We start from the raw sequence: 19736 nt of genomic DNA, 5'->3' as shown, positions 1-19736 counted from the left end.
GCCGTGGTCCCGGCATAGGCGCTGGACCCTGTTCTCACCCGCGCTGATGCCCTTCTCCGGGAGTTCGTCGGCGATGAAACGGTACCCGAATGCCGGGTCGTCGGCGTGGATGTCTAGGGCGGCGTTGACCAGATGGGCATCGACCCAGTCCCGTTCCGTCACAGGACTGGCCCTCCACCGGTAATAGCCTCGCTTGCTGAAACCCAACACCCTGCAGGTCACCGCCACGGGAACACCGTCAGCGGCAAGATCCGTAACCAACGGGTAGGTCATTTTGGGTTGATGTCCCTGGCCAGATAGGCAGCAGCCCGACGCAGAATCTCATTCTCCTGCTCCAACAAGCGGTTCCGCTTCTTCAGCTCCCGCACCTCGGCCGACTCCGCTGCCGCCGGGCCTGCCCCGGATTCCTTACGCTCGGCAATGGCAATCCAGCGCTTCAGCGTCGTGACCGACAGCCCGAAATCCTTCGCGATCTGCGCCAGCGGCGCCTCGCCCTTGCGGGCCACATCAATAACATCCTGGCGGAACTCCGCCCCATAAGCCGTGGGCATGGTCAACATCCTTCCACGAGCACCAGCTCGCTAGGTTAAGGAGTCAACAAAACCGGGGGCAGTCCCCTGCTTGGTCTGAGCAATATGATTGCGCCCTGTGTCAGCAGCCTTGGGTGACTGCGGTGTTGTCCCTCTGCGGGCGCCGTCCGGGTGGTGGCGAAATGGCGGTAGCGGAGGGCTCATGCGAGGGTGAATCGAGTGCCGAGTAGCCGGGCTTCCCCAAAGGTCGTTCATCCCTGGTGAAAGCAACTGATGTAATGACGGGCTGATGAGTTCCCCCGTTTGCGCGGTGAGGGCGTGCAGCGATAGCCGGACAGCGCTCCCCCCGGGGTGCTGTCCGGCGCTTTGCTCGGTGGTCACCAGAGGACGCTTTGCGGCGTAACGGGTTAGACCGAAGACATAGATGGCCTGCGCACTTCAGCTTGTTCGTCGGCGAGGGGGCTACGTGCTGTCTCCGCGCTCATCAGCAAGCCCATCAGGGAGAGTACGCCGATGCCCATCAGGAAGAACGCTGGCGAGCTTGGGTTTCCGGTGGTGGCGATCAGCCAGGTGCCGATAAGCGGTGCGACGCCGCCGAAGAGCATGGCGCCGACGTTGAACGGCAACGCGAATCCGAGGTAGCGCGAGCGGGTGCCGAACAGTTCGGTGAAGAAGGAAGGAAACACTGCATCGTTCATGGCGAAGAACATGAGCGAGACGATGAGGACCGCGGAGGCGAGGACCACGCCTCCGAAGGAAAGCAGGGTCATGATCGGGTAGCTCAAGACGATGAAAGCGATGCTCGAGATCATCAGCGTGCGCTTACGACCGATCCGGTCGGACAGGCGCGCGGCAAGGGGAATGAAGATGATGTGCGCGACGAGGCCAATCGTGACAACCAGTGTTGCGGTCGCCTCGCTCATCCCCGCCTCCTCTATGAGGAACGACGGCGTGTAGCTGAGCAGGAGGTAATAGGCGCCGGCGTTCAATGACATGACGAGCAGTGCCTTGACCATGGAAGGGAGGCTCTTGCGCGTCTCGGACCAGCGGCTGGCTGCCAGGCGCTTATCAAGCGTGAGCTCTCGTTGCTTCTTTTCGAGTTCCAGCACTCGTCGGAACTGGGGGGTGTCTTCAAGGCGCAGTCGGAGCCAGAGGCCAACGATTCCGAGCGGTCCTGCGATCAGGAACGGAATTCTCCAGCCCCATTCCTGCATGAATTCAGGTGAGGTGCCGGCGTATAGGACCGTGGCCATGAGTGAGGCTGCCAGGAAGCCGGCGGCTGCTGCGATGGGTACAACACTGGTGAGCAGTCCGCGCTTGGCTGCGGGAGCGTATTCGGCGACGAAAGTCCCTGCTCCGGCGTATTCCCCGGAGGCTGAGAAGCTCTGCGTGACGCGAAGCAGGAGGAGCAGGATCGGTGCTGCGAGGCCGATGGTCGCGTAGTTCGGTATGAATCCGATCAGGAAGGTTGCTCCGGACATGAGGATGATGGTGGTGGCCAGGATGCTCTTGCGGCCGATTTTGTCGCCCAGGCTTCCCCAGACTAAGGCGCCGAGCGGTCGGACAAGGAACGATAGCGCGAAGACTGCGAAGGTACTCATTAGGGCAACGGCGCGGTCTTCCGGGGGAAAGAACACCATGGCGATGGTGGTTGCGAGATAGCTGTAGCTGGCGTAATCGAAGTACTCCAGCAAGGTGCCGAGCCCGCTGGCTATGATGACTCGGCGGAGCACGGACCGGGGGACGGAATCGGTGGTGGCAACGGTTGTGGGCATGTTGGCGTTCCTCGTGTGAGTACCGGATCTTTGCGGTGGGGTCCGCAGGATGTGACGACCATCATGGCAGCGAAGCAACCACTCGGATATGGCCCAAGCGGCGAACTTCGACTGTTAGTTATGGACTTGCGGGTGATGTGTCTGTGCCATCGCGGAAGCCTCGTGCTTTGAAGGCCAGCCAGAGTTCGGTCTGGGCATCGATGCCGTCCAGGTCGTGCCCCGTGATTTGGACGATCCGTTGCATCCGGTTCCGTACAGTGTGGCGGTGGACTCCCATTCGTTCGGCTGTCGCCTCGATGGATCGGCGTTCGAGAAGCCAGGTGTGCAGTGTGCGGAGGAGGGCTTCGCCTCCTCGGGAGTTCTCGATGGGGGCCAGGGCAGCGCTGGAGAAGGCTTCCAGGTAGTCGGATGGGGCGGCATTGATCAGGAACTCGTGCGAGGCTCCGTCGATGTACTCGATGGGCGTGCCGGCCCGTCGGCTTGTCTCAAGGGCCAGGGTTGCCTGCCTGATGCTGCGGGCGGAGTGCTCGGGCGCGCCGCGGGTGCCGATCCCCGTTGGGACGTCAAGACCGTAGTCGGCCAGGGCTTGGCGGGGGTCCACGGTTGCCAGGCATTCGACGATACGGTGGCGGTGCCGGATGAAGGGGGCGGCGAGGACCACCGCGAGGTCGTCGATGAGCACTTCGGCGTGTGTCTCGTTGCGGGCTTCGATGGCCACGCCGCGCAGTGGACCTCCCTCGATGCCGAGGCTCCTGAGGAACGTCCGTGCACTGCCGGGTTCCGTGAGCGTCAAAATTCGGGCAAACCGCTCGGCGCGTTTCCGGCGCGCTGACTCGTCGAGGAACCAGAGGCGTTCGAATTCCAGGGCCAGCAGCGAACGCAGCGCTGGGGCGGCGAGCTCAGCGGTTTCTTGGCCGGTGGGGATGCGGACACAGTATCCGCGGACGGTGTCGTTGCCGGCAAAGGGGTGAATTTCGACCGTCTGCCAGGCCTGCGCGGATGCGATGTCGGGCTCTGCCTCCAGGGTGGTGGCGGACAGGTTGAAATGCTCTCCGAGGCGGGGTGCTTCGTGGCTGGCGAGGCGTTTGCCCAGCGGAGCGAGCAGGCTCGATGGGAAGGCCGAGCTTCGGGCCATGACACGTCCGAGCCGGTCGAACACAGCTACAGGTTCCTGGGTTCGTTGCTGCCAGCCGTCAAGCAGGTCCCCGAAAGATCCTCCGCGTGCCACGATTGCAGTGATCTCCATCTGCAGTTCGAGGGGTCGTCTGTACGCGTCCCTTTGTGACTCTGAATGCAGGCCTGTGACCGCATGTGCGATCCGTCCGATCTCTGCATAGTCGGCGGTCAGCAGCGGCAGATCATTTTCGCTGGCCAATCGAAGCAATTCCGCCGGAAGTGTCTCGAATGCTGCCCCGCTGCCGAGGCCGATGATGAGCCCCGCGGCGCCAGCGGCCTTGGCCCCCTCGAGGAAAAGCTTCCACGCCGTCCAATCTTCTCCAAGGTGCCGTCCACTGGTGAACACCAATTCCCCGCCGTGCAGTTCTGGAATCGGGCCCCGCCGCTCGATTGCCAGTGGAATGCCAACTGCTCTTTCGACGCCGGTGCCTCCGTGCGCCATCCTCAGCCCAAGCTCCTTGGCCATAGCCAGCTTGGTGACCGTGAACGTCCCTTTATCAAGTGCCATAGCCCCATACTAATAACGAAGGTGTGCCCAAACTGTACGCCATGGCCACTATCTACTCTTCGGAGTGTACGACCAGGCGATGGGCTTGTCAGGATGGGGTCGTTAGTCTGATTCGCAGCAGGCCGCGACCAGCGTGCCGAAGACCCACATGCGAATGGAGAAAACCATGATTGGCCAGAATGAGTACTTTGAGGGACAAGTGCGCAGCCTTGAGTTCAAGAACGAGCAAGGCAACTTCACGGTCGGAGTAATGGAGCCCGGTGAGTGGAAGTTCGAGGCACCCGTCAAAGAGTGGATGCATCTCGTCCGAGGAACCTGGGACGTGCAGCAACCCGCGGGGCAAGGGGCGTGGACAACCTACAAGGAAGGCGAACGATTCGAGGTTCCAGGCGGCACGGACTTCACGGTCCGCGTGAAAGACACCGTCGCCTACCTCTGCCCCTACACCGGCGAGTTCCTCGGCCACTTGGACATGTAGCATCCTCAACTGCCTGAGAGCTGACTCACATGAGTAGGTCTTGGACTGACCTCAACAAAAGGAGCCTGGCGCCAAGCCGGGCTCCTTTTGGTGCGCCCGTGCGGGCCTTCACCTCTATGAGTGAGTGTCCTTTGTATCCGTAGCGTAGCTCGACGGCTCAGTGAGCAGTCTGCTCTGTCGTTCATCGCAATGGCCCCTTCCTCGGTCTGCACGTGAGTCGTCCAGGCGACACGACGCCAGCTCCCAGTTAACTGCAGAAAGAGCCACTCCGGCATGAGAGTTCGGTCGGCTGGCCGCTGAATCTGCAAAAAGTGTTCACGGATGAGCCCCTTCGGGGGCCTTTTTGTTTCCGGCGCGCCTCGCTTTCGTCGAGTGGTTGCTGGTTCTGTGATCTTGCTTCTTCATCGTGGGGTAGGGGGCGGTTCCACATGACTTCTGCCTGAGATGTGGTTGTGGTTTGTGGCTGGAGGCCGATGGAGCCTGCATCAGGGGCTAGTTGTTCTTGGGCTGGAAGATCAGGTTCGGCGTCGTTCTGTTAGCGGAGCCAACGCCGCGTTGAAGGGGCGGAGTGCAACTTGGGGTACAGGCAGCGGTCCAAAATTTCACGAGGAAGCAAGCGACGTAGGAGCGCCGAGCGAATTTTTGGATTGTGGCTGGCGCGTAGCGCCCTGGCTGCGCAGAGGACCCGCCCGGCGACAATGAAACGGCAGAACGCGAGGCAGCGTGGACCCCATGCACTCGCAGGGGCGCCACATAGCTTCCTATCGATTTCGTTGCCGCGTACTGTGTCGGTGGCCGCGCGTGGCCGTCCTCCTGAGTTGCCCTGAACACCGGGAGTAAAGTGTGGCTTGTGAGTGTCCAGGCTCTACAGGGGCTCGTTCAGCTTCCGGTCGCGAAGGCCGCCGCTTTGCCGGGTGCGGAGGTTCTTTCGCTCCTTGGTTCGCGTCCGGGCGGCCTCAGTGAGGTTGAGGCTGCCCGGCGTCTGGCGCTGGGGGCCAACGTCCTGGAAGCGCGGCGCGTTAGCTGGATGCATATCCTGCTTCGCCAGTTAGCAAGCCCGTTGCAGGCGCTGCTGCTCGCTGCGGCGGTGATGTCCCTGGCGACTGGTGACCGCTTCAACGCGACGATCATCTTGGCGATCCTTCTCGGTAGCGCCTTGCTGGGCTTCTCGAACGAGTACCGGGCCGAGCGCACGGCTGCTGACCTGCATGAGGGGATCAGCCACTCGATCGTCGTGTTGCGGGATGGGTCCGAGCGCGCCGTTCCGGTCCGGGAATTGGTGCCGGGGGATGTCATTCGCCTCGGACTGGGCAACATCGTTCCTGCGGACGCGCGCATCCTCGAGGCCGCAGACCTCGAAACGGACGAGGGCGTGCTCACGGGCGAATCAGCCGCGGTGGAAAAGGCCACCAGCGCCGTAGCCGAGGGTGCCGAGCTCGCTGAGCTTTCGGATTGCCTGCTCATGGGAACGGTCGTCCATGCGGGTTCCGCCCGCTGCGTCATAACCGCGACCGGCCATGCCACCGAGTTCGGGAAGATCGCAGCAGGACTGGCCCATAGGCCGCCCGAAACCGCCTTCCAGCGGGGACTCAGGGAGTTCTCCTTCATGCTCCTATGGGTTGGCATCGCCCTCACGGCCGGCATCCTCGTCATCAATCTAGTGCTCGCACGGCCCCTCTTCGATTCGATCCTGTTCTCCCTCGCGATCGCGGTAGGGATCACCCCGCAGCTGTTGCCCGCCGTCGTGAGCACCAGCCTGGCCGCGGGATCGCACCTCTTGGCGCGGGACGGTGTGCTCGTCAAGCGGCTTCTGGCGATCGAGGATCTGGGCAACCTCGATGTCCTTGTGACGGACAAGACCGGCACGCTCACCGACGGCCGCATTGGCTTCGAAGAAGCCGTGCCGGTCGGGGCTCGCACCGTGGACGCTCTCGCAGAGCTGGCCGTCTTGTGCTGCGAGACCGACCCCTGCGAGCCTGGGGCGTCGAGTCTTGGGCAGAACGCGGTGGACGAGGCGTTGTGGGAGGCCTTCCCCGAATTGCCCAAGCGGCTGGCTGGGCACCGCAGGCTTTCCCTGCGGCCCTTCGACCACGAGACGCGAACGATGGAAACGGTCATCGAAGGCCCCGGCGGGGCCCTGCGCATACTCAAGGGAGCCCCGGAAGCTGTGCTCGAGCGCTGCGCCGGAGTAGACGATGCCGCCCGCACGCAGCTTGACGGGCTGTTCCGGCGCGGTGCGCGCGTGATCGCCGTTGCGAGCGGACCCACCCACAACAGCGGTCCGGACCGCCATCGCGAAAGCATCTACTCCGGAGGCGATCCGGAAAGGGCATTTGCTCTCGAGGGGTTCCTTAGCTTCATCGACAGACCAAAGCCCGACGCGCGCGACTCCCTTGACCGGCTCGCCGCGCTGGGAGTCGAAGTCAAGATCGCCACAGGGGACAACGCCCTTGTCGCCGAGCACGTGATCTCTATCCTGGGCATGGCGGACGGGCCCGTTCTCACCGGTGCCCGGATCGCAGCCATGGACGACGACGAGCTCACCGTTGCGGCGACCGGCGCCCGCGCCTTCGCGCGCGTCTCGCCCGAGCAAAAGGCCCGCATCGTCAGCCTCCTGCGGCGCGCCCACGCCGTCGGCTTCCTCGGCGACGGCGTCAACGACGCCCTCGCCCTTAACCAGGCCGACGTCGGTATCTCCGTGGACAGCGCGGCTGATGTCGCGAAGGACGCCGCGGACGTCATCCTGCTCGAGAAGAACCTCGGGGTGCTCGCGGAAGGGGTCGTGGGCGGGCGGCGGGTCTTCGCCAATACCATCAAGTACTTGCTCATGGGCACGAGCAGCAACTTCGGCAACATGTTCTCCGCGGCGGTGGCCACTGCCTTCCTGCCTTTCCTGCCGATGCTCCCGGGCCAGATCCTGTTGAACAACCTGCTGTACGACGCGAGCCAGCTCGCGATTCCCACCGACAGAGTCGACCAGGAACAGCTCCGGCGGCCTGCGCACTGGGACCTCGGCGAGATCCGGCACTTCATGGTGGTCTTCGGGCCGATCTCCTCTTTGTTCGACTTCGCCACGTTCGGGCTCATGCTGTGGGTATTCAGCGCCGCCCCACAGGAGTTCCGCGCGGGATGGTTCGTGGAGTCCCTCGCGACGCAGACGCTCATCGTCTTCGCGATCCGGACCAGACAGATCCCGTTCGTCCGGAGCCGGGCCTCGGCAGCCCTGACCATCAGCGTCATGGTCGTCGTCACCGCGGGAGCGGTCATCCCCTACACGGCTTTCGGCGCTCTCATGGGGTTCTTCATGTTGCCGGCACCGTTCTTCCTCGCTCTCGTAGGGATGGTCGTCCTATACCTCGTGCTTGTCGAGACCGCGAAGCACTTCTATTACCGCGCCGCAGACCGTCGGGCCGCCCGCGAGCGGGCCGTTCCTGCCGTGGTCACCGCGCGCGTCCAGCATGCTTCGCACGTGCGCGTCCATCGGCGCGCCGTACCCTTCCTCGCGCACACGGGCAGGGCGCAGATCCGCCGCCGACCAGTCGCCCACCGCGGGGCCTGACAACAGGATCACAAAAGAACTGCCCCTGACGGGTCTGCGCACCGTTCGTCAGCGGGCCGGAAGCTGCGGTGGGGGCCTCTTGAACTCATGCCAGTCGCGCGTGGTGTGCCCGGCATGCCGAGGGCCGCGGACGAGCCACGGCCAACGGTGAACGTCAAGCCCGGTCGCAGCCCAGCCGTCCAGAACCCGGGTGAGTTGTACGTCGTAGGCAATGACCTTCGTGGCGCCGGAAATGTCGGTCAGGCGCCCGCCTAGGACATCCTGGGCAAGGAGCAGTTCGCCTTGACGCCGGTTGAACTCGGTGAACTCGAACGTCTCGCCGCTGAGCGCGATTCGTCCAGGTTCAAGGGCATCCACATCCTCCGCAGGAAGGAATACCCGAATATCTCCGACAGCGACGATCAGCCCGGTGACAAGCGGGTAGTCCTTCCCCCGGAGACCGACGACGAGATCCGCCAGGGAACCCAAACGGTGCCCACCGGAGTCCGTCACAGGGCGATTCAGGATCATGGACAACGACAGCGCCTGAACCGGGGTGTTCATCGGGTGCCTTTCCGTTGCATACGGTCCTCTGTCGTGACAATACGCCACGAAGAAAGTCTTTGGGCAGACCCCTGTACCACCCCTCGAGCGTCTGAGTGGCTAGAGTTCCTTCCTGCTGAACATACGACAGGCAAGGACAACAGCCAGGCTGGCCAAGGCAAGCGAGGTCAATGACGCCCAGAATGGCGAGATGCCGTTTTGGCCTGTGGCCATGCTCGCCGCGATGGACGGCAGCCCGGCTGGTGAATAGTCTGCAAGCGGCTTCCATATGGCACCAATAGCCAGCAAGGCGTACACGCCGATCCCGGCACCCGCAGATCCTGCCGCCGACGGGAGCATGACTGAAAAGAGGGTCATCAAGGACATCATCAGCAGCCCGAAAATCAGCAGGAGTAGCGCCGGAATCCATAGTTCCCTGGCCGGCGCCTGTCCAAAAATCAGCTGGGTCTCCAACCAGGTGATTGCGGAGCCGAGAGCGAATATCAGCGTGATGAAGATGCCGTGGACTACCGCCTTGGCTGCCACGAAAGCCGGACGGGCAACCGGCTTGGACAGGATAAAGGCGGCCGTTCCGCCACGGATCTCGGCGGACACCACACCGCCATAAATGATGATCAGGGCAAACAGGACGATCTGTGACAAGTTCTTGATCCACTGCCCGTAAGAGTCGGCATACGTGGCTGGCGGCGGCCGGAGCGTTCCGGGTTCGCCGCCTGCCAGGGAGCCAAGGAGCTCCGGTGTGATGCGGGCCAGAGGCGGTCCGATGATGGCGAAAAGCAGCACGATCGTTGGCAACACCCAAATACGCCAGGTCCGAACGATCTCAAGGGCCTCTCTCCGGGCCAGCACCGAGAAGCCAGCCACGCCTAGTCAGCTCCAATCAGCTCGAAGAATACTTCCTCGAAGTCCAGCTCGGCGGTTTCCAAGCGAACCAGACCGAGGGCGAGGAAATGCCTGCCGTATCCGTCGCCGCATACACGTCGAAGGGGGCCGCGCCCCAGGCCGCTTCGATCTCCGCGGCGGCCGACGGCGCAAGCACTTCGGAAGCGGAGATCACCGCGCGTGGCCGGATGGCCAGCCTGCCAGCGGTTTGCTCTGCGGCCAAGGGGCGCAAGGCGGAGGCGTAGCCGACCAGCAGGCGCGGCTGGAATCCGTTGAGGGCTGCCACCGTCTCAGCGCGGGGTGCGGCCGCGTCAAGCCTGGGCGTGGGAATGATGGCGGAGCGTAAGGTTGCGCCGACGACGGCCGACTGGTGGGTGGGCAGGCGGGAACTGACGATGGCGACCTTCAGGGGACGGGTCAGTCCGGCGGGGATTTCCGCCCAGTCGTTGGCGCGGGCGTAGGAGGCGAGCACGGTGGCCCACTCACTGCGGTCCCAGGCGAAGACGCCGCGCCGTCCCGTGGTCCCGGCGGTCTGGGCCGCCCACCAGCGGCCGCGCCAAGGCCGACCGGGGTCGCCGTCGTTTACGAGCAGTTTGCCGAGGTGTGCTTCGCGACCTGGTACTTGTCCGGGTTGATGCTGCCCTGCACCACGGTTTCGCCCAGTCCCCAGGCGGCGCTGATGACCACCGTACGCGGGAATCCGCTATCGGTGTCGATCGAGAACATGACCCCTGAGGCGCCGAGGTCCGAACGGACCATTCGCTGAATGCCGATGGACAGGGCGATGTCGAGGTGGTCGAAACCCTTCAGCTCACGGTAGGTGATGGCCCGGTCGGTGAAGAGCGAGGCATAGCAGCGGTGGCAGGCTTCCAGCAGTCCCGTTTCGCCGGAGACGTTCAGGAAGGTCTCCTGTTGTCCGGCGAAGCTCGCGTCCGGGAGGTCTTCGGCCGTTGCACTGCTGCGGACCGCCACCGGGACCTGGTCCTTCCCGGCGCGCTCGGAAAGTGAGCGGTAATGGTTCCCGAGCGATTCGGCGACATCCGCAGGGAAGCTGCCGGCGAGAAACAATTCACGGATGGCCTTGCCGGTGGCACGGAGCGAAGCCCGGCCGCTGCGGTATTCGGCGATCCGTTTGGCCATGGGCGCCGTAATGCCGTTGGACTCCACGAAGGCCCTGTAGGCAAACGCCGTGGTGGCGAAGCCCTCCGGAACGCGCACGCCGTGGGGTGCCAGGGCACGGGTCAACTCACCGAGTGAGGCGTTCTTCCCGCCGACTTCGGCGACGTCAGCCATGCCGAGTTCCTCGAACCAAGCGATATTTCGTTGTGCCATGTGTGTTCCTCCCGGTCCGCTTCACGTTGCGGTGTAGTTGGGGCGCTTCGCGATGGCTTGTTCCCAGACTGGGCCCTCCAGCGGGGCGGCAACAGGGCCGAAAGTCATTGCGTCGATGGCTCCGAATTTTCCTCGAACGCCCCGAAGGCAGGGGGACGCATGGCGGGTGCACTTCATGCTCCCCTTGAAGTCATCACTTGCGTCGGGATGTCGGACTTCTACCTTGCTTCACGCCTCGAATCCGGAATCGAACGGTTCACCGAACAACTGCAGGAGACAGCTGAACGCCTGGCCGGCGAAGCCGTGGAAAGGGCATTCGGCCAAAACAGGCCCGACAATCTCACCGTGAGTGAGAAGTTCGGCGCTCCGGCCAAGGTTTTGATCGACCAAAGCCGGCACGCCCGGCTTCTGGTCGTGGGTAGACGGGGTGGCGGGTTCTTTGCCCAACCGATCGGATCTGTCAGCCGTGCCTGCGCGGCCCACGCCCATTGCCCGGTGTTGGTGGTGGACCAGGAGTTCCAAGGGCAGTAAGCGGAAGCGGTTATTCCAGACCGGCCCTGCTCGCCTCGTCGAGGGAAGACCGCCACTTCATGTGTTCGGTGACGGTGAAGCGCCGGCCCGTGACCGATTCCGGGACAATGCGGAAGAGCTCTTCCTTGTCCACGCCTTGCCAAGGGAAGAGAGCGAGGGCCGGCTCGTTGGCGTCCATCCTCGTCGCATTTCCTTTGACTACTACGCTCCATGCGATGCCGAATTCGGCACTGACGGCGTCTGCTTCCAGCACTACCGTGGGCGTGATGTCCATGGCTTCGGTCTTGGTTCCGCTTCCGGTCTGGAAGACCACACTTGAGTCGTCTTCGACCTTGAAGTTCACGGGGAAGATTTCGGGCCGGCCGTCGAGCACCACGCCGAGCCGTCCGATACCCGTTTGGCGAAGGAGTTTCCAGCATTCCTCTGAATCGAGAATCTCTGGCTCTGGGATCATGTTCTTCTCTGTCATGAGGTGATCCTAGAGTCGGGGTGAGAGCCGACAGGGCATAAAGTCCCTGGGATCGGAACCGTCGAACGCGGTCCGCCGCCTTGTGGGACCTGTGGCCCTGTTGCCGAGGTGGCATGGGGCATAGGCTCTGCACCATGAATAGTTCTGAAGCCGGATCACCCGCGGCTCGCAGTTCGGAAAGCCATGAGCTTGATGCCCACGAGTGCTGGAAGTACATAGGGACAACCTCGCTTGGCAGGCTGGCGGTGGTCGTCGATGGCCGTCCGGAGATCTTCCCGGTGAACTACGTGCCGGATGAAGGATCGGTGGTCTTCCGCACCGGGCAGGGAACGAAGCTGGGAGCCACCACAGCAGGGCAGCCGCTCGCGCTGGAAATAGACGGAATGAACCGTTACGGCACCATCGCCTGGAGCGTTGTCCTTAAGGGACTGCCGGAAGAAATCCGGGACGCCCGCGACTTGCCGGTCGAGATCCCGGCCCCGTGGGAAGGCGGCGAGAAGGAACACGTGATCAGGATCGTGCCGACGCAGCTCAGCGGCCGGAGGTTTGTGATCGCGGACCCGGAACATTGGTGGCCCCCGGTCGAGAGAGGATCCGGAACCTCATAGTCAGCGGTTCCGGTTACTGAGGATCTCAAGCCTGCTTTGGTACTCTGCAGCGTCGATTTCACCTTTCGCAAAACGCTCGGCGAGAAGGTCCTCGGCGCTTCGGGGAGGGACCGGAGGCATTGCCGGCGGCGCGGCGTAGCCGTGCGGTGGGAAGCCGGGAAGGCCCGGAGTCGCCCCCGGAGTCCTCAGGGACCGGGCAAGCAGCACGATGCCCGTGATCACAGCACCCCAGAGCAGGACCATGCTGATGCTCATGATCAAGTATCCCCAGACGCCCATCTGACCGTTCCAGTACATCATCTTGCTTGCCTCCGCTTCTTGATTGGTGATTCCGGATTGGGTGAATCGGGTCCTGCCGCGGGGCGGCCGGCCCGGCGGCAGTGTGGTGTACGCTCATTCCTCCCCGTGGGGGGTGACCGTCCCGGCCGTGTCTCCGCCGTCGATGACGAACTCGGCTCCGGTGACGAAGGAGGATTCGTTCGAAGCCAGGTAGAGCACAAGCCCGGCCACTTCGCCCGGATGGCCTTCGCGGCTAAGTGCCACATGGCTCATGTCCATCGCCATACCCTCGGTCATGGGCGTGGTGATGACACCGGGATGGACCGAGTTGACCCGGATGCCGTAGTGCCCCAGGTCGAGGGCGGCGCTCTTGGTGAGCCCGCGCACGCCGAATTTCGACGCCGTGTACCCGGGAATCTGCTCATAGCCGCGGATCCCCGCGATCGAGGAAATGTTGATGATGGACCCGCCCTTTGCGTCCTTCAGGGCCGGGATGGCGGCCTTGATGCCGTTGAAGGTACCGGTCAGGTTGACCGCGATGACCGAATTCCACTGCTCGAGGGTGTAGTCCTCGATCGAGGCGAAATTCACGATGCCGGCGTTGTTCACGAGGACGTTCAACCCGCCGAAGGTATCCACCGCGGCCTTGACCGCAGCCTCCCAGTCCTCCGGACTTGTCACGTCCAGATGGACGTAAAGGGCGCCCTCGCCCAGACGCGCGGCTGTTTCCTTGCCCTCATCATCCAAGACGTCGGCGATGACGACCTTTGCACCTTCACCGTGGAGCCGGGTTGCCACCGCGGCTCCAATGCCGCGCGCCCCGCCGGTGACTAAGGCTGTCTTATCGATGACGCGTTCCATGGTTTCTTCCTTCTCATGGGGATGTTCCGTCTGCCCCGGCCATGCGCAACGCGCAGAGCCGTTGGCTTGTAATCCCAGACTGGACCGGTTCAAGAGGCGCCGACAGGGCCGAAAGTCACCGGCTTTCAAGGCACTCCAGCTTGGGTCTTTAGCCTCTGAACGCCCGTGCCCGGGCCTTGTAGCGTGAGGGGATGAGGTCCTTTCCAGGCGACCGGACCGTTCGCGGGACCTTGACTCTGCTCAGGCGTTATCCGGCGGTTGCCGCTACCTTGGGTGCCGGCGCGATCGTTGCCGTGCTCTTTGCCGCGGGGCAGCCGGCCGCTGCGGCTTGGCTCGCCAGCGCCTTTTCCCTGGCCGCGGCGGTCGTGCGGTCCATCGCGATGGTCCGGCAGTTTGTGCATGGCCGTTGGGGCATCGATCTCCTGGCAGTTGCGGCGATCGTCAGCACCGTGCTGGTCGGGGAGTACATTGCCTCCCTGATCATCGTCCTGATGCTCTCCGGCGGCATCGCACTTGAAGACTTTGCCCAGGGTCGCGCTGCGCGGGAGCTGACGGCCCTGATGGACCGCGCGCCGCGGACAGCTCACCGGGAACTGCCCGGCCCTGCCCTGATGGATGTGCCGGTCGGTGAGGTTGCGCCGGACGATGTGCTCCTGGTCAAACCTTCCGAAGTCATTCCGGTCGATGGCGAGTTGCTCAGTACGGCCGGGGTCTTCGACGAGTCGATGTTGACCGGTGAGAGCCTGCCGGTCGAGCACCTGGCCGGTGACCGGATCCTCAGCGGTTCCGTTAACGGTGACCAGGCGGTCCGCATCAGGGCAGGCGCGACGGCGGCGGATTCCCAATACAGCCGGATCGTTGCTTTGGTGCGTGAAGCATCCGCCAGCCGGGCTCCGGTGGTGAGGCTCGCGGACCGCTATGCCGTTCCGTTCACCGCTGGTTCGTTCGTGCTGGCCGGACTCGCCTGGTATCTCAGCGGTGATCCGGACCGGTTCGCCCAGGTCCTGGTCCTCGCCACGCCGTGCCCGCTGTTGATCGCCGCTCCGGTGGCCTTTCTGGCCGGGATGAGCCGGGCCGCGGCCGCAGGCATCATCGTCAAGACCGGCGGGACCCTGGAGACACTCGCCAATGTGCGGTCCGCCGTCTTTGACAAGACCGGAACCCTGACCGCGGGGCGGCCGACCCTGCACGGTGTGATGGTGGCCGTGGATGCCCCGGACATGAGCGGGGACAGACTGCTGCAGTTGGCTGCCTCCGCGGAGCAATACTCCAGCCACGTACTCGCCAAGTCCGTCATCGAGGCCGCCCGCGCACGGAACATCCCGCTCCTTGCGGCCAGCGATGCCTCGGAGCACGCCACCGAAGGTGTCGCGGCCCGCTGCGGCGGGCAGTCCGTCGTCGTCGGCAAGCCCGGCTTTGTCCGCTCGGTAACGACAGGTTTCGACCCTCCGCAGCTGGCGGCCGGGCAGTTGGGGATACACGTGGGCGTGGACGGCAGGTATGCCGGCTCGCTGGTGATGTCCGATCCGGTCCGGAGCGAGGCCGTAGAGACCCTGGCAATGCTGCGCCGGCTGGGCGTGCGGCACACGGTGATGCTCACCGGCGATGTGTCCTCCACCGCCCGGCACGTTGCAGCTGAGCTTGGGATCACGAGTCTCCACGCGGACTGCCTGCCCGCGGAAAAGGTCGAAGCTGTCGCGGCGCTGTCCCTGCGGCCGGTCATGATGGTGGGGGACGGCGTCAACGACGCTCCCGTGCTGGCGGCCGCCGACGTCGGTATCGCCATGGGTGCCAAAGGCTCTACCGCTGCCAGCGAGTCCGCCGACGTGGTCATCATGCTCGACGATCTCGCGCGCTGCGCCCTCGCCGTCGGGATCGGCAAACGGACCCTCAGCATTGCCAAGCAGAGCATTTTCGCGGGCATGTTGGTGTCCGTCGTCCTGATGTGCATCGCGGCCTACGGAGGAATTCCCGTGGTAGCTGGGGCCTTGCTGCAGGAGTTTGTGGACCTGGCAACTATCCTTAACGCCCTGCGGGCCTTGCGGGCCCGCGCCCCGGAGGCGGGCCTTTCGGCCCTGTCGCCCGGGAGGTTCCTCACACAATCTGGGAAGGGGCAGGCCCGTCATGGTCGCCAATGGGCCTCCGTATCAGGGAGGGCACATGCGCGCATGGTGGGTGGAGGATCCGGGAACGATCGCGAGCCACCCGCTCAGGGGCGGTGAGCGGCCGGATCCCGTCGCCGGGCCCGGCCAGATCCTGCTGAAGGTCCTGGTGTGCGGGGTGTGCCGGACCGACCTGCATCTGGCCGAGGGAGACCTTCCGCCGAAATCCCGCTCCGTCATCCCTGGCCATGAGGTGGTGGGCGTGGTGGCAGGGCTGGGCGAGGGCTGCAAGAGGTTCAGGCCGGGAGACCGGGTGGGGGCGGCCTGGCTCGGCGGAACATGCGGCAGTTGCCGCTTCTGCGCTTCCGGCAGGGAAAACCTGTGCCTCACGCCGCGGTTCAACGGGTGGGACGCGGACGGCGGATACGCCGAGCTAATGGTGGTCGACGAGGATTTCGCGTACGCCATTCCGGAGGCCTTCTCCGACGAACAGGCCGCCCCGCTGCTGTGCGCCGGGATCATCGGATACCGGGCACTTCGCCGGACCGCCTTGCCGGAAGGCGGCAGGCTGGGAATCTACGGTTTTGGCGGCTCGGCACACTTGGCGGCGCAGATCGCCCTGTACGAAGGTGCCGAAGTCTACGTGATGACGCGCTCCGAGGAGGCCCGACGCCTGGCATTGGACTTGGGGCGGTGTTCGCGGGCGATGCCCGGGAACAACCGCCCAAGCCGCTGGATGCCGCGATCCTGTTCGCTCCCGCCGGCGAACTCGTTCCCGTGGCGCTGCGCGCGTTGGACCGCGGCGGAACGCTGGCCATCGCCGGAATCCACCTGACGGACATACCGCCGCTGCACTACGCCGAGGACCTCTTCCAGGAACGCCGGCTCACCAGCGTCACAGCGAACACCCGGCAGGACGGCTGCGAATTCATGGACATCGCCGCCCGGATCCCCTTGCGGCCGACCACCACGGTCTACCCTTTGGCCGAAGCGAGCCGGGCGTTGCAGGACCTGTCCCGGGACAGGATCACCGGCGCCGCGGTCCTGCGGGTGGCCCGTTCTGAGGAACCCTGACCATGGCGGGCGCCGCACCGACATCCCAGGCTTCGGGTGGCCTGACCTCGGAGGAAGCGGGAAGGCTCCTGAAAGTCCACGGACCAAACGTGCTTCCGGACACTGCGCGGATCCCCGCCTGGCAGCGGCTGCTGGCGGAGTTCGTGCATTTCTTCGCGTTGCTGCTCTGGGCTGCCGCAGGCATGGCCTTCGTCGCCGCGCTTCCGCAGCTGGCCATCGCCATCATCGCGGTGGTGATCATCAATGGAATCTTCGCGTACATCCAGGAAGAGCGTGCAGAGCACGCTGCGGCGAAACTGTGGGCGCTGTTGCCGGCGCAGGCACTGGTCCGGCGCGACGGCCGGCCGGTCAGCGTGCCCGCCAGCGAACTGGCTCCAGGAGACGTAGTGCTCCTGGCGGCGGGCGACAGGATTCCGGCAAACCTCACGCTGGCTTCGGCGTCGGGCTGTTCTGTGGACGAATCGATGCTCACGGGCGAAAGTGAACGGTCCGGAAAGAGGCCGGCGGACCCGGCACAGGTGGAACGTTCGTGGTGAAGGGCGATGCCGAGGGCGTCGTCGCGGCCACGGGCAGTGACACCCGCCTGGTGCGGATCGCGGCGTTGGCCGCGAAGGTCAAGAGGAAGCCGAGTCCGGCTTTCGTCCTTGCATTGGCTTTGCCGTTCTTCCAGGAATTTCTTGCCCTGGAATGGCTGGCACCGTCGCTGCTGGCGGTTACCTTCACAGCGAGTGTCCTTGGAGTTACGGCCGTGGGGATCCTGGCCAAGGCCTCGGCCCGAAGCTCCGTGGACCGCACGACCGCAACTGCCGGGAAACCGACAGCAACCGCACGGAAGGGGACGCAACCGGGTTGATGTTCATCATGATCCGGAAATTCCCTCGTCCCGCGTCCCACCGCCCCGCATGCGGGAGAGCTTTTGTAGCTCATGGAGTATCTCAAGCTGTTGGCGGTTGACGGCCATCAACTGCTCGATCTCCTCCTTGGCACGGAGGTCGGTGTCGTAGTCGTGTTGGGCCATCGCTGCGGCTATCGCATCCTGGCGTTTGGCAGCTATCAGGAGGATGGCACCTTGCAGTCCCGCCAGCATGGAGAGGAACAGATTCAACAGGATGTAGGGATACGGGTCCCAGGCATGAGCTGCAAATGCGACGGAATTAACGAGTGCCCAAGCCGCCGTGATCAGGATGAAGATCCCCACGAATGGCCAGCTTCCCATCCCGTTCCGGATGACGTCGGCTGCGCGTTGGCCGAGGCTGAGGCCGGCTTTGTGCCGGCTGTGCCAGGTGCTTTGCTGCACCGGAGCATCGCTGGCGCCGGCTCGTTGTTCATTCATAGGGCAAGGGTAGGCTCCTCGCCCGATGCGCACCAAGAAGGGCGGGGGGATTCCGGTTCCGTGGGAGGCGGCCCCGGCTGTAACGGGTACGGCGGGTGTGAAGGGCATCATCTTGAGTCTTCCGACCCTATTGCCGGCAGGACTTCGGTTGAAAAATTGCACTATGGAATGGCGTCCGTCTACCGCACTCAATCAGGACGCCTGTCAAACGGGAGGTCAAGCGATGGAAACCGACGAGCGTCCAGGAACTGTGCTGTCCGATGAACAGTCGTGGGACGTACTTAAGCGATGCGGGTTTGGGCGGCTTGCGACTTGTGTTGCGGGCAGGCCGGACATCTACCCCATCAACTACCTCGCGCATGATGGCGTCCTCCTCATGCGGACGAACCCCGGGACCAAGCTTGCGAGCCTGACAGTGAATGAGCACGTGGCCTTTGAAGTCGACGAAGTCCTGGAGAACGAAGCCTGGAGTGTTGTGGTCGAGGGCACGGCAAGGATCGTGGAATCGCAGCGCGAGATCGAGAGAGCCGACAAGCTTCCGCTGGCACCGTGGATTCCGACCAGGAAGTACACCTACGTGGAAGTCGCCCCGAGCCGCATCCACGGCCGTCATTTCGAGCTTGGGGAAGAACCAGTACGGGGCTGACGGGCGGCCGCGTTCACGACCGTCCCGGCAGGGGACCTAATGCCATGCCGGGCGGGGAGGACTTGGCAGGCTGCCTGACCTGCGGTTCATCTAGAAAAGCACGCCCGACGTTGAGGAGGAAAGATGGGTGAAATCGTTGTCGGTGTGGATGGTTCCGAAGGATCTGTCGCTGCCCTTCGGGAAGCACAACGCCTTGGAGTGACTGAGCGTGGACGCCGAGCGTATTGTCGCCGCCTATGACGGCTCTCCCGAAGCCGCCGGCGCGGTCCGCTGGGCGGCTCGTCAGGCGGCCAATCGCCGGGCCAGACTTCAACTTGTCCACAGCTCAGTGTGGCCGGCTTTCACCCATGACCTTGGGCCTGTGCCTGGGATCGCGGACAGCGGCTTACGGCGCGCGGCCTTGGCGGTTTTCTGGAGCTGCTGGTGGGTTCCGTCAGCCTTGACCTGGCCACGACGGCCGAATGCCCGGTTGCCGTGATCAGGCCCGTAGAGCATCCGGGGGGTCCACTCGTTGTCGGGCTCGGCAACAAAGGCTGGGACCCGGTGGTTCGGTTTGCGTGCGCACTGGCCTCAGCGGACCACGCGCCGATGCGCCTCGTCCACGTCCGGGAAAAGCACGGAACCCGGGAAATGCATGGCTCGCAGGACCACGGCGCCGCCGGCGGGTACGACCAATCCGAGGCGGCTAAGGAACTGCTGGATGAGGCCGAACGGCTGGTCCGGGATCTCTCGCCGGATCGGGCCGTCGAAACCCGTCAAGCGGTCGGCTCGTCACGGGCCGGCGGCCTCCTGGAACTGAGCCGGGACGCCCGGCTGGTGGTCGTCGGTGGACGGGCCAAAGAGCACGGCCGCCAAGTCCTGGGCTCCACAGCACATGCCGTACTGCACCATGCCGCTTGTCCGGTCGTGATCGTGCGGGGCCCAGAGTTTTAATGCAGCGCCTGTCCGGCGCAAAGCCCGGATCACAGCTCGAACGTGCAACCCAGGACGTCACATGGGCAACGAACACCTGACTGTTGGCGAAGAACCCGCAAGGAATCCACAGCCGGA

General features: G+C 64.3%; 21 protein-coding genes and 2 pseudogenes. 12 read left to right on the top strand and 11 right to left on the bottom strand.

Annotated elements, in window-relative coordinates:
* The 3 genes and pseudogenes from ACNQPB_RS10085 to ACNQPB_RS10075 all read right to left on the bottom strand — a co-directional run.
* A pseudogene (locus ACNQPB_RS10085) lies at positions 1 to 551 on the bottom strand (transposase); the annotation flags it as partial.
* Positions 552 to 937: 386 nt separating this feature from the next.
* Entirely contained in the window at positions 938 to 2305 is a 1368-nt protein-coding gene (locus ACNQPB_RS10080; protein ID WP_498751281.1) for an MFS transporter, read from the bottom strand.
* A gap of 118 nt (positions 2306 to 2423) precedes the next feature.
* On the bottom strand, positions 2424 to 3989 hold the full coding sequence (locus ACNQPB_RS10075) for a helix-turn-helix domain-containing protein (protein ID WP_498751279.1): 1566 nt from the start codon (positions 3987 to 3989) through the stop codon (positions 2424 to 2426).
* Positions 3990 to 4155: 166 nt separating this feature from the next.
* On the opposite strand from ACNQPB_RS10075, the gene ppnP reads away from it, so the two are divergent.
* Positions 4156 to 4467, top strand: coding sequence for a pyrimidine/purine nucleoside phosphorylase (gene ppnP / locus ACNQPB_RS10070; protein WP_498751277.1), 312 nt, complete (start codon positions 4156 to 4158; stop codon positions 4465 to 4467).
* An 850-nt stretch (positions 4468 to 5317) separates the two neighbouring features.
* The gene (gene mgtA, locus ACNQPB_RS10065) at positions 5318 to 8026 is read left to right on the top strand and encodes a magnesium-translocating P-type ATPase (protein ID WP_498751275.1); all 2709 of its coding nucleotides are present in this window, start codon (positions 5318 to 5320) and stop codon (positions 8024 to 8026) included.
* A gap of 48 nt (positions 8027 to 8074) precedes the next feature.
* On the opposite strand, the gene ACNQPB_RS10060 is transcribed toward mgtA, so the two are convergent.
* From ACNQPB_RS10060 to ACNQPB_RS10045, 4 genes and pseudogenes are all read right to left on the bottom strand, one after another.
* The gene (locus ACNQPB_RS10060; RefSeq protein ID WP_498751273.1) at positions 8075 to 8569 is read right to left on the bottom strand and encodes a S1 domain-containing protein; all 495 of its coding nucleotides are present in this window, start codon (positions 8567 to 8569) and stop codon (positions 8075 to 8077) included.
* Positions 8570 to 8668: 99 nt separating this feature from the next.
* Positions 8669 to 9418, bottom strand: coding sequence for a DUF2705 family protein (locus tag ACNQPB_RS10055; RefSeq protein WP_498751310.1), 750 nt, complete (start codon positions 9416 to 9418; stop codon positions 8669 to 8671).
* Between the two features lie 31 nt (positions 9419 to 9449).
* Positions 9450 to 9923, bottom strand: coding sequence for a hypothetical protein (locus ACNQPB_RS10050; protein ID WP_498751271.1), 474 nt, complete (start codon positions 9921 to 9923; stop codon positions 9450 to 9452).
* A 134-nt stretch (positions 9924 to 10057) separates the two neighbouring features.
* Positions 10058 to 10783 (bottom strand): annotated as a pseudogene (locus ACNQPB_RS10045) (PEP/pyruvate-binding domain-containing protein); the annotation flags it as partial.
* Between the two features lie 57 nt (positions 10784 to 10840).
* On the opposite strand from ACNQPB_RS10045, the gene ACNQPB_RS10040 reads away from it, so the two are divergent.
* The gene (locus ACNQPB_RS10040) at positions 10841 to 11314 is read left to right on the top strand and encodes a universal stress protein (protein WP_498751269.1); all 474 of its coding nucleotides are present in this window, start codon (positions 10841 to 10843) and stop codon (positions 11312 to 11314) included.
* Positions 11315 to 11324: 10 nt separating this feature from the next.
* Here the strand turns inward: ACNQPB_RS10040 and ACNQPB_RS10035 are convergent, their stop codons facing one another.
* Entirely contained in the window at positions 11325 to 11783 is a 459-nt protein-coding gene (locus ACNQPB_RS10035) for a pyridoxamine 5'-phosphate oxidase family protein (protein ID WP_498751267.1), read from the bottom strand.
* Between the two features lie 134 nt (positions 11784 to 11917).
* Here ACNQPB_RS10035 and ACNQPB_RS10030 point away from each other — a divergent pair, with 134 nt between their 5' ends.
* Positions 11918 to 12391: a pyridoxamine 5'-phosphate oxidase family protein gene (locus ACNQPB_RS10030; protein WP_498751265.1), complete on the top strand. Its 474-nt coding sequence runs from the start codon at positions 11918 to 11920 to the stop codon at positions 12389 to 12391.
* Here ACNQPB_RS10030 and ACNQPB_RS10025 read toward each other — a convergent pair whose 3' ends face one another.
* Entirely contained in the window at positions 12392 to 12646 is a 255-nt protein-coding gene (locus ACNQPB_RS10025) for an SHOCT domain-containing protein (RefSeq protein WP_498751263.1), read from the bottom strand.
* Positions 12647 to 12784: 138 nt separating this feature from the next.
* The gene (locus tag ACNQPB_RS10020) at positions 12785 to 13531 is read right to left on the bottom strand and encodes a glucose 1-dehydrogenase (protein ID WP_498751262.1); all 747 of its coding nucleotides are present in this window, start codon (positions 13529 to 13531) and stop codon (positions 12785 to 12787) included.
* Between the two features lie 191 nt (positions 13532 to 13722).
* Here ACNQPB_RS10020 and ACNQPB_RS10015 point away from each other — a divergent pair, with 191 nt between their 5' ends.
* From ACNQPB_RS10015 to ACNQPB_RS09995, 5 genes are read left to right on the top strand one after another with little or no spacing between them, the layout of a single operon-like run.
* A complete protein-coding gene (locus ACNQPB_RS10015; protein WP_498751260.1) occupies positions 13723 to 15753 on the top strand; it encodes a heavy metal translocating P-type ATPase in 2031 nt (676 codons plus the stop codon).
* Positions 15692 to 16468: a zinc-binding alcohol dehydrogenase family protein gene (locus tag ACNQPB_RS10010; protein WP_498751258.1), complete on the top strand. Its 777-nt coding sequence runs from the start codon at positions 15692 to 15694 to the stop codon at positions 16466 to 16468. The genes ACNQPB_RS10015 and ACNQPB_RS10010 overlap by 62 nt, the downstream gene beginning before the upstream one ends.
* Positions 16411 to 16707 carry a hypothetical protein gene (locus ACNQPB_RS10005; protein WP_498751257.1) on the top strand — a complete coding sequence of 99 codons (297 nt, stop codon included), beginning with the start codon at positions 16411 to 16413 and terminating at the stop codon, positions 16705 to 16707. The genes ACNQPB_RS10010 and ACNQPB_RS10005 overlap by 58 nt, the downstream gene beginning before the upstream one ends.
* A 2-nt stretch (positions 16708 to 16709) precedes the next feature.
* On the top strand, positions 16710 to 17243 hold the full coding sequence (locus tag ACNQPB_RS10000; RefSeq protein ID WP_498751255.1) for a P-type ATPase actuator domain-containing protein: 534 nt from the start codon (positions 16710 to 16712) through the stop codon (positions 17241 to 17243).
* Positions 17237 to 17560 carry a hypothetical protein gene (locus ACNQPB_RS09995; protein WP_498751253.1) on the top strand — a complete coding sequence of 108 codons (324 nt, stop codon included), beginning with the start codon at positions 17237 to 17239 and terminating at the stop codon, positions 17558 to 17560. The genes ACNQPB_RS10000 and ACNQPB_RS09995 overlap by 7 nt, the downstream gene beginning before the upstream one ends.
* 6 nt (positions 17561 to 17566) lie before the next feature.
* Here the strand turns inward: ACNQPB_RS09995 and ACNQPB_RS09990 are convergent, their stop codons facing one another.
* Positions 17567 to 18040, bottom strand: coding sequence for a DUF1003 domain-containing protein (locus ACNQPB_RS09990; protein ID WP_498751251.1), 474 nt, complete (start codon positions 18038 to 18040; stop codon positions 17567 to 17569).
* Positions 18041 to 18065: 25 nt separating this feature from the next.
* On the opposite strand from ACNQPB_RS09990, the gene ACNQPB_RS09985 reads away from it, so the two are divergent.
* The 3 genes from ACNQPB_RS09985 to ACNQPB_RS09975 all read left to right on the top strand — a co-directional run bounded on the left by ACNQPB_RS09985 (position 18066) and on the right by ACNQPB_RS09975 (position 19619).
* Complete coding sequence (locus ACNQPB_RS09985) at positions 18066 to 18686, top strand: pyridoxamine 5'-phosphate oxidase family protein (RefSeq protein WP_498751249.1); 621 nt, start codon at positions 18066 to 18068, stop codon at positions 18684 to 18686.
* Between the two features lie 208 nt (positions 18687 to 18894).
* Positions 18895 to 19164 (top strand): universal stress protein, encoded by a 270-nt coding sequence (locus ACNQPB_RS09980; protein WP_498751248.1) that lies wholly within the window; start codon positions 18895 to 18897, stop codon positions 19162 to 19164.
* Positions 19110 to 19619 (top strand): universal stress protein, encoded by a 510-nt coding sequence (locus ACNQPB_RS09975; protein WP_498751246.1) that lies wholly within the window; start codon positions 19110 to 19112, stop codon positions 19617 to 19619. Before ACNQPB_RS09980 ends, ACNQPB_RS09975 begins: the two co-directional genes overlap by 55 nt.
* Positions 19620 to 19736 lie beyond the last annotated feature (117 nt).

The sequence above is a fragment of the Curtobacterium sp. LFS079 genome, from assembly GCF_047977865.1.
Lineage (GTDB): Bacteria > Actinomycetota > Actinomycetes > Actinomycetales > Micrococcaceae > Arthrobacter.
This window is presented reverse-complemented; position numbering and strand designations above follow the sequence as displayed.